The following is a 17,556-nucleotide window of genomic DNA, read 5'->3' as shown; positions in this document are numbered from 1 at the left end:
AGTTGGGCGCGCTCGTCGTCGTACCGGACTACCGGCTTGCACCCGAGCACCCCTGTCCCGCCGCCGTCGACGACTGTTACGCGGCCCTCGAGTGGCTGCTCACCCACGCCGAGGAGCTCGGAATCGACCCGCGCCGGGTCGTCGTCGGGGGCGAGAGCGCGGGCGGCGGACTCGCCGCGGCGGTCGCCCAGCGGGCTCACGACACCGGCATCGATCTGCGCCTCCAGGTGCTGATCGCACCCATGCTGGACGACCGGACCGTCGTCCGCGCGGAGACGGAAGGCCGCGTGAGCGTCGCCTGGACGGTGCCCTCGAACAGGTTCGCGTGGACCAGCTATCTGGGACACGCTCCGGGCGAACACGAGGAGCGCCCTTACGCCGTGCCGGCCCGGCGCACGGACCTCAGTGGACTCGCTCCCGCGTGGATCAGTGTCGGAGAGATCGACCTGTTCCATCAGGAGAGCGTCGACTACGCGCGACGCCTCGGCGAAGCCGGTGTGGAATGCGAGCTGACGACGATCCCCGGCGCCCATCACGCGTTCGAGCTGGTCGCGCCCGAGCATCCCGTCGTCAGGGAATTGCGGCAGGCCAGGGTGGCGGCGATGCGGGAGGCTCTGCGGGACGCCTGATGGCACGCCTTCCGGGGCCGCCATCCTCGGGAAACGCCCGCCGGTCGTCTCAACCCGCCTTCCCCACGCGGCGGGAGGCGCTGAACCTGCCGCAGGGGAGGGGTTCCACCGTGGTGCCGTCGGGGAAGACGACGCGTGCGGTGGTGGCCTGCGGGACGTCGACCGTGACGGTGAGCAGGTCGCCCGTCGTCCGCCACTCGACGGCGATCGTGCCCTGCGGGGACTCGTGTGTGCCCCGAGCCCACGGCACGGACGGATGCGGGACGGGCGCGACCTCGAAGGACTCCCAGGCGACCGACCCCGGCGTCTGCCGCAGGCCCAGAACGTGGGTGTGCAGGAAGCGGGCCACCGCGCCCTTGCTGTAGTGGTTCAGGGATTCGTGCGCGGAGCCGGTGTCGTCGACGCCCTCCCAGTCCTCCCAGATGGTCGTCGCGCCGCGGTCGACCATGTACAACCAGGACGGCGCGGTGCGCTGGAGGAGCAGCTCGTAGGCGACGTCGGGGTGACCGGTATCGGCGAGGACGGGGAGCAGGTCGCCGGTCGCGAGGAAGCCGGTACCGAGATGCGTGCCGGCCGTGCGGATCAGCTCGACCAGGCGCGCGGCGGCGGCCTCGCGCAGTGCACCGGGGACGAGGTCGAGCGACAGGGCGCGCACATAACCGGCCTGGGTGTCGCCGACCGTGCGCCCGGCGGGGGAGAGGAATTCGGTGCGCCACGCGTCACGGACCCGCTCGGCGATGTCGGCGTAGCGGTCCGCGTCCTCGGTACGGTCCAGCACCCGTGCCACACGGGCCAGGGTCGCGGTCGAGCGGTACAGGAAGGCCGTGCCGATCTCCCCCTTGTCAGCCATGAACCAGGCGACGGGATCGTCCTTGACCGGGTCGACACGGCTCCCGTCGGCCGCCCTCACCCGGGGCTCGGTCCACTCACCCCAGTGGAAGGAGCCGTCCCACAAGTATCGCTCGTGCGGCAGCGGTTCGGCCGAGCGCTCGGTCCGGGACCCGTGGCGGGCGGTGCGGGCGGTCATGAGCGCCCACTCCACCCAGCGGACCATCGCCTCCCAGTTCTCCGCCAGCACCTCCCGGTCGCCATACGACTCGTACAGCTCCCACGGGACGGCGACGACGGCGTCTCCCCAGCCGGCCGAGCCGGTCATGAGGGCGAACTGGTCGTCGAGGTGGTGTTTGATACGGCGCCCGTCGGGCGAGAAGTTGGCGATCCGGCCGTCGGGCAGCTGGTCGTCGCGGACGGAGCGCAGCCACTTGCGGCTGAAACCCAGGACGTCGTAGAGGCGTGTCGCGGTGGGGGCGAAGACCTGGTAGTCGCCGGTCCAGGCGAGACGTTCACGGGTCGGACAGTCGGTGGGCACGTCGACGGCGTTGCCGCGGAAGCTCCATTCGGCGATCTCGTGGAGGCGTTTGAGATCCTCATGTCCGCACGTAAAGGTGCCGGTGCGGCGCAGGTCCGAGTGGACGACCCGCATGACGAGGCTCGCCGGGTCGAGCGGGGCGCCGCCGCGGCGGACCCGGACGTACCGGAAACCGTGCACGGTGTGGCGCGGCTCGAACGTCTCGCCACCGCCCGCAGACAGGGCCTCGTCGCGCTGGACGAAGGGGATCGGAGCCTGGCCGGGGCGGATGGCGTCGAGGTGGGCGGTCGTCAGGTCGCCGTCGGGGCCGAGGTGTTCGCCGTGGTCGACGACCGTGCGGGTGCCGGCCGGGCCGAGATCGTCCAGGGCGATCCGGCCGGATGCGTTCTGGCCGAAGTCGGCGATCCATACGCCGTCTTCGAGCTGTACGACGGCCTGTGCGGGGCGTGACTCGATCACGCGCACCGGTGGCGCCGGCGACCAGTTGACAGAGGGCGCCTCCACCTGGTCGACGAGGACCGGCCTGCCGGCCCCGGGCCGCAGCCGGAAGTCGGTGGTCTGGCCTTCCATGAGGTCGGCCCGCGTGATGGCCGACTCCGTGCTCGTCCATGTCCCGTCGGTGCGGACGACCTGCCGTGCGCCGTCCTCGTGGACGATGTGCAGCTCGGCCCGCGCGCCGAGCACCGTGCCCCATTCCGCCGGCCGGCGGAAGGCCCCCACCTGACCCCGGTACCAGCCGTCGGACAGCAGGATCTCGAACCGGTTGCCGCCCGCCTCGACGGCGGCCGTGACGTCGGACGCCTGGGCATAGAGCGTGCGGTCGTAGGAGGTGGATCCTGGCGACAGTTCGGCGGTGCCGGCCCGCGCGCCGTTGACATACGCCTCGTACACTCCGAGGGCCGTCGCGTACAGCCGTGCCGAGCGCACCCCGGACCGCGCCTCGAACCGGGCCGACAGGACGTACGCGGGCCGTCTGCCGTAGCCGGCGTCGCCGGACTGGGCGGGACTGATCCAGCGCGCCCGCCAGTCCGCGTCGAGAAGCCCCGTCTCGAACGCGTGCCACCGTGACCACGGCGAGTCGCCGTCGCCGTTGCTGCCGAGCGCCCGGACGCGCCAGACCACCCGGCGACCGCTGTCCAGCGCCGTCCACGGCCAGCGAAGGAACCGGTGCCCGCCGGCGGTGACGCGCACCACGGGCCGCGCCTCTCCGTCGACGGTGCACTCCACCTCGTACGCCACCGGGCGGGCCGCGTCCGACGGCGGCTTCCACGACAACCGGGGCGTGGGCCCCGACACGGGGAAGTCGTCGCCGCCGCTGTCGATGCCCAGGTCGTACGGTGCGTTGCGCATGCTGTGCCTTCTCGGGACTCGGTGGGACGGGAGGTCTGCCGGGGTGGCGGCCGGGAGGTGGCGCTAACGGACCGATCTGACCTTGAACTTGACGACGAGGCCGCCGACCAGGGCCAGGACCGCGCCGATCAGGTAGAGCTGGGTGTAGTTCTTCTCGCCGCCGTCGCCGACGCCGAAGGTGATGACGAGGGGGGCGATCAGCGGCGCGACGGCGCTGGGGATCTTCTGCGCGAAGGCGACGACGGCGAGATAGCGGCCGGCCTCGGCCCGGTCCGGCAGGACGGCGAACACGATCGCCTGGTCGACGGCGCTGAACACCGCGATGGCGAACTGCATCAGCACCGCGCCGACGACCAGTTGGGGCAGCGAGTGGGCGAACGCCTCGGTGACGGCCCCGGCGACGAACACCGCGGAGCCGATCAGGGTGAACAGCTTGCGCCGGCCGAGCTTGTCGGAGAGGAAGCCGCCCCCGATGGCGCCGCCCGCCGCGGCCACCACGCCGATGGTCCCGATGACCGCCACGATCCCGGCGACCTCCTTGACCGGCAGGTCGAGCCGCTGCGCGTAGAAGAAGGTGCCGAAGGTGGTGTTGAAGTACAGGCCCATGAAGAAGACGAAGCGGCCGAGCCAGTTCCAGCCGAAATCCGGGTACTTGCGCGGGTTGAAGCCGTAGCTGGCAACCACGTTCCGCAGCGTCACGCCGCTGGTGCGCACGAGTGCGCGGGAGTCGCCCTCGGGCTTGAACACCGGGAAAAGGATCACCAGGGCGGCGCCCAGTACGCCCGGGACCAGGAACACCAGGAACGTGCTGGAGGCCACCCCGTACGCGAGACCGATGCCGATCACGGGGGCGATCTGGGTCATGACACTGGTCAGCGCCGAGACCCGGCCGCGCTGCTCCTCGGGCACCCGGTCCGCCTGGACGTTCTGCACGGCCTGTCCGGCCGTGGACCAGCCGATCATGCCGACGACCCACGCCAGGCCCAGCAGGAGGACCGACGGCGCGAGGGCGACCCCGACGAGCGCGACGGTGCCGAGCAGGGCACCTCCGATCATGAAGGGGGTCCGGCGGCCGAGCCGGGAACGGGTCCGGTCGCTCCAGAGGCCGATCAGGGGGCTGAGGACCAGGTAGCCGAACTGCGCGGACCCGGTGACGTACCCGAGCCGCTCCTCGTGCCCGGGTGCGAGATCGGAGATCCGCACCGCGAGCGAGTAGGAGAGGGGGACCATCAGGGCCAGGGAGCCGCCGAAGCTGGCGATCATCAGCCAGAGGAGGTACTCCCTGCCGACCTTCTGCAGCGGCGGTGCCTCGATCTCGGGCTTGGCGGGCGGCTCGGTGGGAGCCCCGGCGGCGTCCTGCGGCGACACAGCCAAAGGGGGAACCACCACGCTGACGTCTCGGTCGTCGTGAGGCATGAGGACTCCTTTGTCACATGATCACAAGGGGCGGCGGCTGTCGGGCGCCAGGAAGGGCCGTCTCCGGAACGGTGGGCGGGGATGCCGACGGCACGGTCGAAGCCGTACCGCCGACCGGTCCCGCGGCGTTACGGCACCGGGGAATCCCGCGTGTGTGAGCGGCCGGGAGCATCGGGGCCGGGATCCCGGTTCAGGAGACGCCGGTGAAGGGCGGCCGGGACCGCGGCGAACGCACAGCGGCGGCTGTGGCCTTGCACCGACGGGTGCCGGGCCGTGAGCGGCTCGGTCGGCGCAGAGCGCCGGTGTGGTTCGGCTGTGTGCCATGGGGCGGCGGGGTCGAGGCATGGGCCGTCTTCTCGGTCGCGCGGCGAAACGGAAGCCCAGTGCTGCGTAACGGAAGCGCGGTGCCGACTGGCACCGCGGGTGTCAGTCGGCCGCGGCCTGGCCGGGCCTGCGGCCGCCCAGGCCGTGCCAGCGCCGGCGCAGGGCGAACGCGGCGGACTTGGGCTTGCGGTCGCGGGTGAACACGCCCTTCTTGTTGCCGTCGACGCGATGGATGCCGGGAGAGGTCTGGAAGTCGGCGAAGTTCCAGACGTGTTCGCCGACGAACTCCGGGATGCGGTCGAAGACCCGGTGGTACATGGCGAGGAAGTCGCTCTGGTACTCCTCGCTCCACGGGGCGTCCCAGACGGAGTGCAGGCCGGGTTGGGTGTCGGCGCCGTACTCGGACATCATGACCGGCTTGCCGAAGCGCTGGACCCACCCGCGCAGGTCTTGTTCCAGATACCCCTCGGCGGTCGGGAGGTCGCCGGTGAAGAGGTACCAGCCGTAGTAGCGGTTGATGCTGAGTACGTCGAACAGGTCGCCGATCTGGTCGTTCTGCGGCGTCGCGAACATGACGGCGGCGTAGGTGAGGGGCCGGGTCGGGTCGAGCTTGCGGGCCAGTTCGACCAGTGGCTCGAAGTAGTCGCGTGCGCCGTCCTCGTTGGAGGCCGGCTCGTTGGCGAGGCACCACATCACCACGCTCGGGTGGTTCCTGTCCCGTTCGATGAGCTCTCGCAGGTGCTGGGCGTGGACGTCCCGCGTGGTCCCGCCGAAGTTCTCCGGCGCGAAGGTGGGGGTCGGCGGAATGCCGGTGAGCCCGCCCTGGACGCCCAGGTTGAGGCCGACGGCGGCGGTCTCGTCGATGACGACGATGCCGTGGCGGTCGGCGTAGTCCAGGACTTCTTCGGCGTAGGGGTAGTGGGAGGTGCGGAAGGAGTTGGCGCCGGTCCACTCCATCAGCTGGAAGTCGTGGACGAGGTAGGCGTCGTCGTGGCCCTTGCCGCGGACCGGGGTGTCCTCGTGCTTGCCGAAGCCGGTGAAGTAGAACGGCTCGCCGTTGATGAGGAAGTCAGTGCCGCGCACCTCGACCGTGCGGACGCCGAAGGGCTGGGTGTAGCTGTCCACGGTCTCGCCGTCGACGGCCAGTTCCACGACGAGGTCGTAGAGATAGGCCGCGCCCGGCTGCCAGAGCGTGACGTCCTCGATGCGCAGGACGCCCTCGGGGCCGTGGCCCTCCGCGACGGTCCGGCCGGACTCGTCCACCGCACGCACCCGCACGGTGACCGTGTCGGCGTGCTCGCCGACGGTCTCCACGCGGTACTCGACGGTGCCGGCCGTGCCGTCCCGTCCGGTGACGACGGTGACGTCCTCGGCGAAGGTCGTCGGCGTGCTGTACAGGCGGACCGGGCGCGCGATGCCCGCGTAGTTGTAGAAGTCGTGCAGATACGACTGCCGTTCGTGTCCGTCGGGGCCGGTCGTGACGGTGCCCGGCGGGATCGTCACGTTCGTCAGCCGGTTGTCGACGCCGACCGTCAGCCGGAACTGGGCGCCGGGCTCGACGATGCCGGTCAGGTCCGCCTCGAACGGTGTGTAGCCGCCGGTGTGCTCGGCCACGAGCCGTTCGTCCACGTAGACCTGCGCGGTGTGGGTGACGGACCCGAAGCGCAGGACCACGCGTTCGCCGGTCCAGCCGCGCGGCACGCGCACGTCGCGCTGGTACCAGACGACTCCGACGTGGTCGCGGATCTCCGGGTCCACGAACAGGTCGTTGTAGCTGGCGGGCACGGGGACTTCGAGCGGTGGGGCGAGCTGTGACGCCCAGGGGGCGGCGCCGGCGCGGGTGCCGAGAGCGAACCGCCACAGGCCGTCGAGGCCGACGATGTCGCGGGTGGGGGTGGTGCGGGGCGAGAGCATGGGGTTCCTACCGGTTGCTCGGTGTGGTCGGGGTGGTGTCGGGGCAGCGCGCGTCACATCGTTTCGCCGGCGTCTGCGAGCAGGGTGCTGCCTGTCATGAAGGCCGAGAGGTCGCTGGCGCAGAACAGCACCACCCGGGCGATGTCGTCGGGCACGCCGAGCCGACCGAGCGGGCCCGGCTGCATCACGGACATGAACGAGTCGGCGTCCACTCCGGCCGCGGCGGCCGCCGCCATGTTCCCCTCGGTCGGTACGAACGTCGGTGCGACGCCCAGTACGCGGATGCCGAACGAGGCGAACTCCAGGGCGAGTTGCCGCGTGAGGCCGCGTGCCGCGTGCTTGGAGCCGACGTAGGCGGCGAGCCCGGGGGCCGTCCCGCGGAACCCGGCCGTGGAGACGACGTTGACGATGACGCCCCCGCTGCCGGCCTCGCTCATCCGGCGCGCGGCCTCCCGGGAGCCGAGGAATACGCCGCGGGTGTTGACCGCGAACACCTCGTCGAAGGCTTTGGCGGACATCTCCAGCGCGGGCACGCTGGGGAAGATCCCGGCGTTGTTCACCCAGATGTCGATGCCGCCGAGCTCCCGGACCGCGAGGTCGGCGGCGGCCACGACGCTGTCGGGGTCGGTGACGTCCAGATGGGCGGCCAGGGCGCGGCCGGGGCCTTGGGCGCCGAGCTCCTCGGCGACGGCGGTGGCGAGCTCGTCCTGGATGTCCGCGACGAGCACATCGGCTCCCGCCTCGGCCAGCCGCTCGGCGACGGCCCGGCCGAGCCCCTGGCCCGCGCCGGTCACGACGGCGCGCCGCCCGGCCAGCGAGACGAGTTCGGCCAGGGACTCGGACGAGACGTCGGGTACGGATATCTGCACGGTGTGTCCCTCCGGTGGAAGTGCGGTCAGATCCGGCCGCGGCGGGCGGTCTCGCCCAGCCAGTAGAGAGAGGGCTTGGGGCGGCGCTCGAACGTCTCGCGGTCGACCTCGACCAGGCCGAACGTCGGCGCCCAGTGACCCCACTCGTAGTTGTCGAGCAGGCTCCAGTGCAGATAGCCGCGTACGTCCACCCCGTCGGCGATCGCCTTGCCGAGGTGCTCAAGGGCTTCGCCCGTGTAGGCGATGCGGCGGGTGTCGTTACCGGTGGCGATGCCGTTCTCGGTGACCAGGATCGGCAGGCCCCCGGTGAACTCGGCGGTGTGCCGTACCGCGATGCCCAGGGCGTCGGGCCGGTAGGCGGTCCCCACGAGCGTGTTGTCCGGGTGCGGCGGGTAGGGCTCGATGCCGTCCGGGCCGACCCACTGGCTGGAGTACGACTGCACGCCCACGAAGTCGTCGCCGCGCGACCCCTCCAGGTAGAGGTCCTCCCAGACGTGTTCCAGCTCGCGCTTCTTCTCCTCCGCTCCGGGGCGGGCCACGAAGGCGCGGTTGGCGACCGTCCAGCCGACCTTGGCGCCGGTGCGGTCGCGCAGCACTTCCCGCGCGGCGTGGTGCGCTTCGACGAGTCGCGCGCCGATGAGCACGTCGGGAGCGGGCAACGGCGGGCGTGGGCCCTCGGTGTCGAGGGTGGGACTCTGCCACTCCCCGTCGGCCTGCGGGTTCTGGAAGGCCCGCGCCATGCCGACCATGATGGCCAGCATGTTCGGCTCGTTCATGGTGACGACCCACTCGACGCCTTCGAGGATCGGCGCGACCGTCTCGACGTAGGTCCGGAACCGGTCCACCGCGCGGTCGCCGAGCCAGCCGCCCTCCTCGGCGAACCAGAGCGGGCTGGTGAAGTGGTGCAGGGTCACGACCGGGGTCAGGCCGAGCTCGAAGGCCGTTTCGATCATGCGCCGGTAGTGGGCGAGTTCGGCGCGCGAGACCAGGCCGGGGAGCGGCTCGATCCGTGCCCACTCGATACCGAAGCGGTAGGCGCCCAGCCCGGCGTCCGCGAGCAGCTTCATGTCCTCGCGGTACCGGTGGTAGCTGTCGCAGGCGTCGCCGCTGCGCTCCATGCCCGGGATGCGCCCCTCGTTCGCCCAGAAGTCGCTGTTGAGGTTGTTGCCCTCGATCTGGTGCGGTGCCGTGGATGCGCCCCAGAGGAAACCGGGAGCGAGTTCGGTCATCGTCGAATGCCTTCCTGAGTGCCGATGGTGACCGCCCCGGCGATGCGCGGCCCGCCGGGGCGGTCTGGCCTGCCTGAGTGGCCGGGAGCGCGAGTGCTGGACGTGGATCGGGACGCTGGCTGCGTCCGGACACCAACTGTTACCATGTGGTTGGTTTTCGCTGGAACGTAAACCGGGATCGAGGGGCGGGGAAGATGGCGGGGTGATTTCGTAACCTGAGCGTTACATTCGGGCGGGCCCTCTCGGTGTCCGAGTGCGTCGACAGACTGGGATTAGAACCAGACTCCCGGATATTGAAAGTCAGTTCGCATCATGCGAGAGTTTCGCTCTCCTGAGAGAGATTGAAACTTTCAGGATTGCACGGTGGTGGCGGCGTCGGTGCGCCGTACGGCGGCAACCAGCGCACCTTTCCGGCTGCGCATGAAGTCCCGTCGCGTTCACGCACACCGACTGCCCGCTCGCCGTCGAACACAGATCGCGCCACACTCGCCCGAGAGATGGAGAGGCTCCTTGATGCGTCGACGAGCGATTCTGCTTGCTGTGCCGCTGATACTGGCGGTCGGGTGCGGTGCGCCCGCCGGGACCAGAGCGGCGACGGACTCACACGTGACCACCGGGAATGCGGTCGCCGCGCGGCTCGCCGGCTCGCCGGCCACTGCTGTGTCGACGAGCCGCTTGGATTCGGACAGTTCGGCTGCGCCGACCGGAACTATCATCATGGTCAAGCTCTACGTGGGCACCCTTGATGCCGGCGAAGCGTTCTACGGCCGGGTGTTCGGCGCGAAATTCGCCGTCGCCCAGGGAGAAACCGCGCATATCGTGGTGTTTCCGAACGGAGGGCCTGGGCTGGTTCTCCTGAAGAGGGGCCCTCACGACTGGAAGAAGAAGGGGAGCTTCATCATCCAGGTCCCGGACCTGGACATCGCGAAGGCGCGGGCGGTCGCGAACGGCGCCACGGTCCAGGGCGAGTTCGAAGGCGGCCCGGACGGGCAGTCCCGATCCGTCGATGTCCTCGATCCATGGGGCAACCAGGTCGAGATTCTGCAGACGGGCTGACTCCGATGCCGGGGCGTGCGGCAGCACCGGCCAAGCCGTCGATGACGGCGAACCGGCTCTTGCCGCTACGCTCCGTGAGAAGTCGCCCGGCGCCAGGCGATCCGTGCCGAGTACGGGGAGGTGGCGTTCCGCCGGACAGTGCAGTCCGGGGCGATCACCACCGAGATCCGCGGAGCCGCGAATGCGGAGTTGACGCGGTTGCGCCCTCCCGCAGCATCATGGCGATCCCGCGCTCGGCCGGATTCACGACCGTGGCCCTCGGCTCGGGTCTCGTGTCGGGGCGGGACCGCAGAGGCAGGGAGACGTCCGCCCCCGCGCCTGTCTCAGGGGCGGGCCACTCCTCAAGTGCCGGGTCGGGGTGACTCGGTGGTGCGGAAACGCCGCCGCGGCGCGCGGATGCGGTGGCGGTCGGCGCTGGCGTCGGCGAGGGACCTGGCCTCCGCCAGGAGGCGGCCACGTGTGAGGTGCGCGGACCGGCTGGATTGAGGCGGCGGCTCGGCCTTCGCGCTCTCTAGCGGGATGAGTTGGCTCATCTCGGGCCGGGGGTCGGACCTCACGTGCGCGGTGGGCCTCGCCACCGGCACCTGCCCCGGAAGGGCGACCTGGGCCCCGGTGCGGGACCACGCCCTTCCCGTGGAACGGCATGGCGTCCCTGACCGCCCCGGGTCGGCAGCGTGACCGCCGTGGACACCGAACGCGGCCGTGCGCCGTCACTGTTCAGCCGACGCCCTCGGCGTCGTCCCGCTCGAACAGCAGCCGTACGAAGTCGGTGACCGGCCCCACGATGTCGAGGTCCTGATCGAGGATCCACTGCAACTGGAGCCCGTTGAGTACCGCCTGGAAGAGGACTGCGGCGTTCTCGGGGCCGACGCCTTCCCGGAGCCTGGCGCGAGCCTTCTCGTCGGGGAATCCGTCGACGAACTGCGCGCGGCTGCGTTCGTAGCGGTCGACGAAGTAGGTGTGCGCGGGATGATCCGGTCGGGAGGCCGCCGCCGCGAGCTCGATCCACAGGCGCATCAGCTCGGGGGCCCTCTGGTGGTGGCGGATCAGTGCGGCGAGATAGGGCCCGAGCTGGTCGGGGCTGTCGACATCGTCCAGGCCCTGCTGCCACTCCTCTGAGTCGCGGTCGGCGAGCACCTCGGCGAGGAGTTCGTCCTTGTTGCGGAAGTGGTGCAGGAGCCCGGCGTGGGTGATGCCGGCCCGCTCGGCGATGTCGCGCAGGGAGGCCTTGGCGTAACCGCGCTCGGCGAAGCTGTCGCGCGCCGCCCGTACGATCTCCTCCCGGCGGGCCGGTGTCTTGGCGTACGGTCCCCGCGCCTTTGCCTGCCCCACAGTGGCGCTCCCTCTCCTCGGCGACCTAAAAACTTACCATACGGTCGGAATTTGATTGGCCGGTCGCACGCCTTCAGGCATCCGCGACGGCCCCTTCGTGGTGCTGGAGAAACTGTTCCACGAACGCGAGGGCTTCAGCGTGTCGGGCGGTCATCCCCATGGTGTTCTCCATCATGATGATCCGGCCCAGCGCGTTCGTCAGCATGAGCAGCACGGCCGGGGACACCTCGGGCGGCAGCTCCGTGCCCGTCTCCGTGAGTCGGCGCGTGAGGGCCTCCAGTTGTGCCTCGCGGTAGCGTTCGGCGAAGGCGGCGAGTTCGGCGCGAATCGCCTTGCGGTGATTGGCCAGCGCGGCGAACTCCGTGGTCAGCGCGTTGCCAGGGTGGCTGGCGATCTGCCACAGAGTGCGCAGCGGCTGCGGGCCGTCCAGCAGCCGGACCACCCGCTCCATTTCATGGTCACCCCTTCGTCGGAGTATGGCGAGGAAGAGGTCGTCGAGCGTGCGGAAGTAGTAAAGGACCAGTGCCGGCGCCACCTCGGCCTCGCGCGCCACCCGGCGAATGCCCACGGAGGCGTAGCCCTCCTCGAGCATCAGTCGCTCGGCGACGTCGAGCAGGAGCTGGCGGGTCTTGGAGTTCTCGGTGCCCATGCGGCGAGGCGCAGTCATGCCGCTCATTGTCCTTGACGGCCCGGGACCGCGCTGTTAAACAGTTGTTCAGCGCTCGTGTTGAACACTCGTTTAGCGTGAACGGAGGGCCAGGCGCATGGCTCGCTGTACGGGCACCCGCTCCCTGCGCGTCGAGGACTCGCGGCTGCTGACCGGCACCGGCACGTACATCGACGACGCCGTACGCCGCGGCAGGCTGCACGCCTGCTTCGTGCGCAGTGCGGTCGCGTGGGCTCGGACCGCTGGGACCGACGGGTCGGAGGCGCTCCAGCTGGATGGCGCACTTGCAGTGTTAGTCGCCCACGACCTCAAACCGGGTGTGCGTGAGCAGTGGTACGCGCTCGACGGGCGCTATGACCCGGACACGCCTCGCCGCCCCTCGCCGGGGGTGAGGTGCGGTCCGTCGGCAACCCGGTGGCGATGGTCGTCGCTGTCGACCGCTCCGGACGCCGGACGTCCGACGGGCGACTTGGCGCCCTTCTTCGACGGTGCCCCGCGCGTGGTGAGCGCGACCGCCCACCGGCAGGCTCACAGCCCCGTGCCGATGGAGACGCGCGGGATCGGCGCCGAATGGTCCGCGCACTCCTCGCCCCGGCCGTCACCGCACTCGCCGTGCCGTTCCTCCCCGCACTCCTCCTGCGCGCCGACCGGTGACTCGGCTCGGTGCTCCGTCATCACATCCTGATCCGCCCCTGGAAACGAGGTAGTCATGCCCGGACGAGTCGAAGGCAAGGTCGCTTTCATCACCGGTGCCGCCCGCGGGCAGGGCCGCAGCCACGCCGTACGGCTGGCGGAGGAAGGCGCCGACATCATCGCCGTGGATGTGTGCAAGCAGCTCGACGGCGTCACGTTCTCGATGTCGACCCCCGAAGATCTGGAGGAGACCGTCAACCAGGTACAGAAACTGGGCCGGCGCATCCACGCCGTGCAGGCGGACGTGCGCGACCACGACGCGCTCAAGGCGGCCGTGGACGACGGTGTCGCCGAGTTCGGCCGCCTGGACATCGTGGTGGCCAACGCGGGCCTGGGCAGCGACGGGGCCACGCTCGACGCCATGGCGGAGCAGACCTGGCGCGACATGATCGACGTCAACCTGACCGGCGTCTGGCTGTCCACCAAGGTCTCCACCCCGCACATCGTCGCGGGCGGCAGGGGCGGCTCGGTCGTCCTGACCAGCTCGGTGGGCGGCCTGAAGGCATACCCGAACATCGGCCACTACATCGCCGCCAAGCACGGTGTGGTGGGGCTGATGCGCACGCTGGCCATTGAGCTGGGGGCCGAGAACATCCGGGTCAACTCGCTGCACACTACCCAGGTGAGCACGCCGATGGTGATGCACGAGGCCACCTACCGGATGTTCCGCCCGGACCTGGAGAACCCCACCGTCGACGACTTCGCGGCGGTCTCCCGGGGCATGCACATCCTCCCCACCCCGTGGGTGGAGCCCTTGGACGTCAGCAACGCCGTTGTCTTCCTCGCCTCGGACGAGTCCCGTTTCATCACCGGCGTGACCCTGCCGATCGACGCCGGTGCTCTCCTCAAGTGAGCTTCACATCAAGGGAGTTGCGCCCGTGACCGCTGCAGATACGATCTACTGGGACCCCTACGACCCCGCCCTCGCCCGCGACCCCTACCCCCTCTACGCCCGGCTGCGCGAGGAAGCGCCGCTCTACTACAACGACCGGCACGACTTCTACGCCGTCAGCCGCCACACCGACGTCCAGCACGGGCTCGCGGACTGGCAGACCTACTCCTCCGCCCGCGGCGACATCCTGGAGATCATCCAGGCGGACATCGAACTTCCGCCCGGCACCCTCATCTTTGAGGACCCGCCCGCCCACGACATCCATCGCCGCCTGCTGGCCCGCGTGTTCACGCCGCGCCGCATCGCCACCCTGGAGCCCCGCGTACGGGCCTTCTGCCGCCGCGCACTCGAACCGGTCACCGGCGCCGAGCGGTTCGACCTCGTCGAGGCCGTCGGCGCCGAGATGCCGATGCGGGTGATCGGCATGCTCCTGGGCATCCCCGAGGCGGACCAGCCCGCCATCCGCGACAAGACCGACGACACGCTGGGCACCGAGGGCGGCGGAAAGATCAACCACGAGGACATCCTCAGCACGGACGCCTTCAAGGACTACATCGAGTGGCGCAAGCGGCACCCCTCCGACGACCTGATGACCGAGCTGATGACCGCCGAGTTCGAGGACGAGCACGGAGCCACCCGCACGCTCACCGACGAGGAGGTCCTGACCTACTGTTCCGTGGTCGCCGGTGCTGGCAACGAGACGACGGGCCGCCTCATCGGCTGGTTCGGCGCACTGATGGCCCGCTACCCCGAAGCACGCCGGGAGTTGGCCGCCGACCCGTCCCTCATCCCCAACGCCATCGAGGAGATCCTGCGCTTCGAGCCGACCGGACCGTTCACCGGACGGTACGTCACCAAGGACGTGGAGCTGTACGACCGCACGGTGCCGGCCGGCAGCGCCATCCTCTTCATCCAGGCCGCCGCCAACCGCGACCCCCGCCGCTTCGACGACCCCGACCGCTTCGACATCCACCGCGTCACCCAGCACATGAGCTTCGGCGTCGGCGCCCACTACTGCCTGGGCGCGGCCCTGGCCCGGCTGGAGGGCCGGATCGCGGCGGAGGAGATCCTCAAGCGGTTCCCCGGCTGGGACGTCGACTGGGACCACGCCGAGCTGGCGCAGACCTCGACCGTGCGCGGCTGGAAGACCCTGCCGCTGGTCATCGAAGGAGCCCGATGACGACCGAGCGGTGGAACGTCACCGTCGACACACGGATGTGCGTCCGCACCGGGCTGTGCGCCGCCTCCGCGCCCGAGCACTTCGAACTCGACGAGAACGGCCAGGGGCATGCGAGGTCGGCCACCCTTCCCGCGTCCGAAGAGGTGCTGGAGGTGGCCGAGTCGTGCCCGATCGAGGCCATCGGTATCAGGGACGCGGACACCGGTGAGCCGGTCTTCCCGCCGCCGGGTTCCTGAACATTTCTCCAACTGACTGACTGCTAAGGCAGTTGACTTCACGCCAGGACAAAACTAGATTCCTGTCATGCGGAAATGAAGTTCTCGAAACTGCATAACGCTGCTCTTCAAGGAGTCTGGTGTCGTGGTTCAACCGTCCGTGAAGGAACAGATCGTCCTGGCCGCCGAGCGGCTCTTCGCCGAGCACGGCCTCGACGGGGTGTCTCTGCGTCAGATCAGCGCGGCGGCCGGGAACGGCAACAACACGGCGGTGCAGTACCACTTCGGAACGAAGGAGCACCTTGTCCAGGAGATCTTCGAGTACCGGCTGCCGGAGCTGAACGAACGACGCGGGCTGCTGGTCGCGCGTCGGCGCCCGGACGATCTCAGGACATGGGTGGAGTGCCACCTCCTGCCCGTCCTGGAACAGGGCGAACAGGAGGGCAGTCACTACCTCAGCTTCGTCGCGATGCTCCAGCAGCACGGTCGTCGGGACGTCTTCGAACGCCTTTCAGTCGAACTGAGCCAGCCCACCACCGACTTCGTCGAGCGGATCGGCACCCTGCTGCCGCACCTTCCCGAGCCGTTGCGCGGCCACCGCATCTCGCAGGCCCTGGCCTTCGGCGTACATGCCGCCTCCGAACGTGAACGCACCCGGGCCCGCGGCGGGCACGTGCTGTCCTTCGCCGTCCATGTCGGGGACCTGCTGGACGGCCTGGTCGGCTTCCTCCAGGCCCCCGTGTCCTCGACGACCTCGTCCGTGCTCGGCGAGACCGAGACCGGAGCGAGTGAACCGGTCCTGCCGCTTCATCCCTGAACAGCCGCCCTCCCACCCGCGAGCGGAGGAACGACGTCGCGATGAGTATTGATCTGCGCAACGCCGTGGCGGTGGTCACCGGCGCCGGCAGCGGGATCGGCCGTGCCGCCGCCCACGCCTTCGCCCGGCGCGGCGCGCGTGTCGTGGTCACCGACCTCGTCGGCGCGCGGGCGCACACCGTGGCCGGTGAACTCGGCGCCCGGGGTATCGCCGCAGAGTGCGACGTGACCAGCCTGGACGACCTGCAAGCGGTGCGGAAGCTGGCCCTCGACCGCTTCGGCCGCATCGACCTGGTCATGAACAACGTCGGCATCCTGGCCGTCGGCCCTGTCGAGGACATCCCCCTTGACGCGTGGCAACGCGTCGTCGACGTCAACCTGTTGGGCGTCGTACGCAGCAACCTTGTGTTCCTGCCCCACCTGTTGGAGCAGGGATCGGGCCACGTCGTCAACACCGCTTCCACGGCGGGTCTGTTGCCCTACGGATTCGACCGCCTGCCCTACACCGCGACCAAGCACGCGGTGGTCGGCCTGTCCGAGGCGCTCGCGCTCTACCTGCGCCCACGCGGCATCGGCGTCTCCTGCCTGTGCCCGGCCGGCGTCGCCACCAACATCGTCGAGCAGATCAGCTTCTACGGGGAACCGGCACCGCCACGAGGCCCCGACTTCCCGGTCCTGGACGCAGATTCGGTCGGCGAACTCGTCGCCGAGGGCGTCACCCACGACCACTTCCTCATCCTCACCGCACCGCAGGCCGCCGACGAACTGCGCGAGCACGGTGCCGATGTCGACGCCTACCTGTCCCGTCTGACGAAGGATGCCCCATGAGCAGCACACTCGACCGGCTCCGCCTGGACGGCAAGGTCGCCGTCGTCACCGGGGGCGCCGGCGCCATCGGCCAGGTCTACGGCCGCGCACTCGCCGAGGCCGGCGCCTCCGTCGTCCTCGCGGACCTCAACGGCGAAGGCGCCGAGCAGGCCGCCAAGACCCTGGCCGCCGACGGACTGCGCACGCTCGGCGTACAGGTCGACATCACCGACCGCGACTCCGCAGCAGACCTGGCAGCGAAGACCACCGACGCCTTCGGTGGCATCGACATCCTGGTGAACAACGCGGCCCTCATGGCCGAGATCCCCCAGGTCGACATCCTGGACCTGCCCACGGACTGGTTCGACCGCGTCATGCGTGTCAACGTCCTCGGCGCCGTCATCTGTGCGGGCGCGGTGAAGGCCTCGATGGTCGAGCGGGGCGGCGGACGCATCATCAACCAGGTCTCCGCAGGTGCTTTCATGGGCGGGGGTATCTACGGCGTCAGCAAACTGGCCCTGGTCAACGTCACCGTCGGCCTCGCCCGCTCTCTCGGCCCGCTCGGCATCAACGTCAACGCCATCGCCCCCGGCCTGGTCGAGAACGAACCGGGCATGCGCAGCCTGCCCGCCGACCACCCCGTACGCGCCGCTCTCACGGCCGCCATCCCGGGCAAGAAGTCCGCGCCCGCCGAAGACCTGCTCGGCACGCTGCTGCTGCTCGCCTCCCCGGCCGGCGAATGGATCAACGGCCAGGCCATCAGCGTCGACGGCGGCTGGGTCACCCGGCTGTGACCGG

Annotated in this window: 16 protein-coding genes and 1 pseudogene; 9 read left to right on the top strand and 8 right to left on the bottom strand. The window is 70.2% G+C overall.

Annotated elements, in window-relative coordinates; genetic code table 11:
• The first annotated feature begins 2 nt into the window (after positions 1-2).
• Positions 3-629 carry an alpha/beta hydrolase gene (locus tag ABT137_RS38550; RefSeq protein WP_351716128.1) on the top strand — a complete coding sequence of 209 codons (627 nt, stop codon included), beginning with the start codon at positions 3-5 and terminating at the stop codon, positions 627-629.
• Positions 630-678: 49 nt separating this feature from the next.
• On the opposite strand, the gene ABT137_RS38545 is transcribed toward ABT137_RS38550, so the two are convergent.
• The 5 genes from ABT137_RS38545 to ABT137_RS38525 form a co-directional block, all read right to left on the bottom strand.
• Entirely contained in the window at positions 679-3,348 is a 2,670-nt protein-coding gene (locus ABT137_RS38545; protein WP_351716125.1) for a family 78 glycoside hydrolase catalytic domain, read from the bottom strand.
• 63 nt (positions 3,349-3,411) lie between these two features.
• Positions 3,412-4,764, bottom strand: coding sequence for an MFS transporter (locus tag ABT137_RS38540; RefSeq protein WP_351716123.1), 1,353 nt, complete (start codon positions 4,762-4,764; stop codon positions 3,412-3,414).
• A 426-nt stretch (positions 4,765-5,190) separates the two neighbouring features.
• Positions 5,191-7,002 carry a beta-glucuronidase gene (gene uidA, locus ABT137_RS38535; RefSeq protein ID WP_351716121.1) on the bottom strand — a complete coding sequence of 604 codons (1,812 nt, stop codon included), beginning with the start codon at positions 7,000-7,002 and terminating at the stop codon, positions 5,191-5,193.
• 53 nt (positions 7,003-7,055) lie between these two features.
• Positions 7,056-7,871 (bottom strand): SDR family NAD(P)-dependent oxidoreductase, encoded by an 816-nt coding sequence (locus ABT137_RS38530; protein WP_351716118.1) that lies wholly within the window; start codon positions 7,869-7,871, stop codon positions 7,056-7,058.
• Between the two features lie 26 nt (positions 7,872-7,897).
• Positions 7,898-9,100, bottom strand: a complete 1,203-nt coding sequence (locus tag ABT137_RS38525; RefSeq protein WP_351716116.1) for a glycoside hydrolase family 1 protein — start codon at positions 9,098-9,100, stop codon at positions 7,898-7,900.
• Positions 9,101-9,706: 606 nt separating this feature from the next.
• Between ABT137_RS38525 and ABT137_RS38520 the strand changes: the two genes are divergently transcribed.
• Positions 9,707-10,156: a VOC family protein gene (locus tag ABT137_RS38520; RefSeq protein ID WP_351716114.1), complete on the top strand. Its 450-nt coding sequence runs from the start codon at positions 9,707-9,709 to the stop codon at positions 10,154-10,156.
• A gap of 717 nt (positions 10,157-10,873) precedes the next feature.
• Here the strand turns inward: ABT137_RS38520 and ABT137_RS38515 are convergent.
• Both ABT137_RS38515 and ABT137_RS38510 read right to left on the bottom strand, forming a co-directional pair.
• On the bottom strand, positions 10,874-11,488 hold the full coding sequence (locus ABT137_RS38515) for a TetR/AcrR family transcriptional regulator (protein ID WP_351716112.1): 615 nt from the start codon (positions 11,486-11,488) through the stop codon (positions 10,874-10,876).
• 73 nt (positions 11,489-11,561) lie between these two features.
• Complete coding sequence (locus ABT137_RS38510; protein ID WP_351716111.1) at positions 11,562-12,137, bottom strand: TetR/AcrR family transcriptional regulator; 576 nt, start codon at positions 12,135-12,137, stop codon at positions 11,562-11,564.
• A gap of 115 nt (positions 12,138-12,252) precedes the next feature.
• Here ABT137_RS38510 and ABT137_RS38505 point away from each other — a divergent pair.
• A pseudogene (locus tag ABT137_RS38505) lies at positions 12,253-12,426 on the top strand (hypothetical protein); the annotation flags it as partial.
• A 257-nt stretch (positions 12,427-12,683) separates the two neighbouring features.
• Here ABT137_RS38505 and ABT137_RS38500 read toward each other — a convergent pair.
• Complete coding sequence (locus ABT137_RS38500) at positions 12,684-12,830, bottom strand: hypothetical protein (RefSeq protein WP_351716271.1); 147 nt, start codon at positions 12,828-12,830, stop codon at positions 12,684-12,686.
• A gap of 34 nt (positions 12,831-12,864) precedes the next feature.
• On the opposite strand from ABT137_RS38500, the gene ABT137_RS38495 reads away from it, so the two are divergent.
• The 6 genes from ABT137_RS38495 (at position 12,865) to ABT137_RS38470 (ending at position 17,552) form a co-directional block, all read left to right on the top strand.
• Complete coding sequence (locus tag ABT137_RS38495) at positions 12,865-13,701, top strand: mycofactocin-coupled SDR family oxidoreductase (protein ID WP_351716109.1); 837 nt, start codon at positions 12,865-12,867, stop codon at positions 13,699-13,701.
• A gap of 25 nt (positions 13,702-13,726) precedes the next feature.
• Positions 13,727-14,920: a cytochrome P450 gene (locus ABT137_RS38490; protein WP_351716107.1), complete on the top strand. Its 1,194-nt coding sequence runs from the start codon at positions 13,727-13,729 to the stop codon at positions 14,918-14,920.
• Positions 14,917-15,156 (top strand): ferredoxin, encoded by a 240-nt coding sequence (locus ABT137_RS38485; protein ID WP_351716105.1) that lies wholly within the window; start codon positions 14,917-14,919, stop codon positions 15,154-15,156. Before ABT137_RS38490 ends, ABT137_RS38485 begins: the two co-directional genes overlap by 4 nt.
• Before the next feature lie 124 nt (positions 15,157-15,280).
• On the top strand, positions 15,281-15,952 hold the full coding sequence (locus tag ABT137_RS38480; protein WP_351716103.1) for a TetR/AcrR family transcriptional regulator: 672 nt from the start codon (positions 15,281-15,283) through the stop codon (positions 15,950-15,952).
• 41 nt (positions 15,953-15,993) lie between these two features.
• Positions 15,994-16,779, top strand: coding sequence for an SDR family oxidoreductase (locus ABT137_RS38475; protein WP_351716101.1), 786 nt, complete (start codon positions 15,994-15,996; stop codon positions 16,777-16,779).
• Positions 16,776-17,552 (top strand): SDR family oxidoreductase, encoded by a 777-nt coding sequence (locus ABT137_RS38470; protein WP_351716099.1) that lies wholly within the window; start codon positions 16,776-16,778, stop codon positions 17,550-17,552. Before ABT137_RS38475 ends, ABT137_RS38470 begins: the two co-directional genes overlap by 4 nt.
• The last annotated feature ends 4 nt before the right edge of the window (positions 17,553-17,556 follow it).

This window comes from Streptomyces sp. NPDC001980 (assembly GCF_040296885.1).
In the GTDB taxonomy this organism is placed as follows: Bacteria; Actinomycetota; Actinomycetes; order Streptomycetales; family Streptomycetaceae; genus Streptomyces.
The sequence above is the reverse complement of the archived record's forward strand: the minus strand, read 5'-3'. Positions and strand labels throughout refer to the sequence as shown.

What these genes read in the sequence shown, in the direction of transcription:
- ABT137_RS38470 (WP_351716099.1), top strand. Translation starts at nt 16,776, where the DNA reads ATGAGCAGCACACTCGACCGGCTCCGCCTGGACGGCAAGGTCGCCGTC.
- ABT137_RS38510 (WP_351716111.1), bottom strand. Translation starts at nt 12,137, where the DNA reads ATGGGCACCGAGAACTCCAAGACCCGCCAGCTCCTGCTCGACGTCGCC.
- ABT137_RS38525 (WP_351716116.1), bottom strand. Translation starts at nt 9,100, where the DNA reads ATGACCGAACTCGCTCCCGGTTTCCTCTGGGGCGCATCCACGGCACCG.
- ABT137_RS38475 (WP_351716101.1), top strand. Translation starts at nt 15,994, where the DNA reads ATGAGTATTGATCTGCGCAACGCCGTGGCGGTGGTCACCGGCGCCGGC.
- ABT137_RS38540 (WP_351716123.1), bottom strand. Translation starts at nt 4,764, where the DNA reads ATGCCTCACGACGACCGAGACGTCAGCGTGGTGGTTCCCCCTTTGGCT.
- ABT137_RS38545 (WP_351716125.1), bottom strand. Translation starts at nt 3,348, where the DNA reads ATGCGCAACGCACCGTACGACCTGGGCATCGACAGCGGCGGCGACGAC.
- uidA (WP_351716121.1), bottom strand. Translation starts at nt 7,002, where the DNA reads ATGCTCTCGCCCCGCACCACCCCCACCCGCGACATCGTCGGCCTCGAC.
- ABT137_RS38485 (WP_351716105.1), top strand. Translation starts at nt 14,917, where the DNA reads ATGACGACCGAGCGGTGGAACGTCACCGTCGACACACGGATGTGCGTC.
- ABT137_RS38500 (WP_351716271.1), bottom strand. Translation starts at nt 12,830, where the DNA reads ATGACGGAGCACCGAGCCGAGTCACCGGTCGGCGCGCAGGAGGAGTGC.
- ABT137_RS38495 (WP_351716109.1), top strand. Translation starts at nt 12,865, where the DNA reads ATGCCCGGACGAGTCGAAGGCAAGGTCGCTTTCATCACCGGTGCCGCC.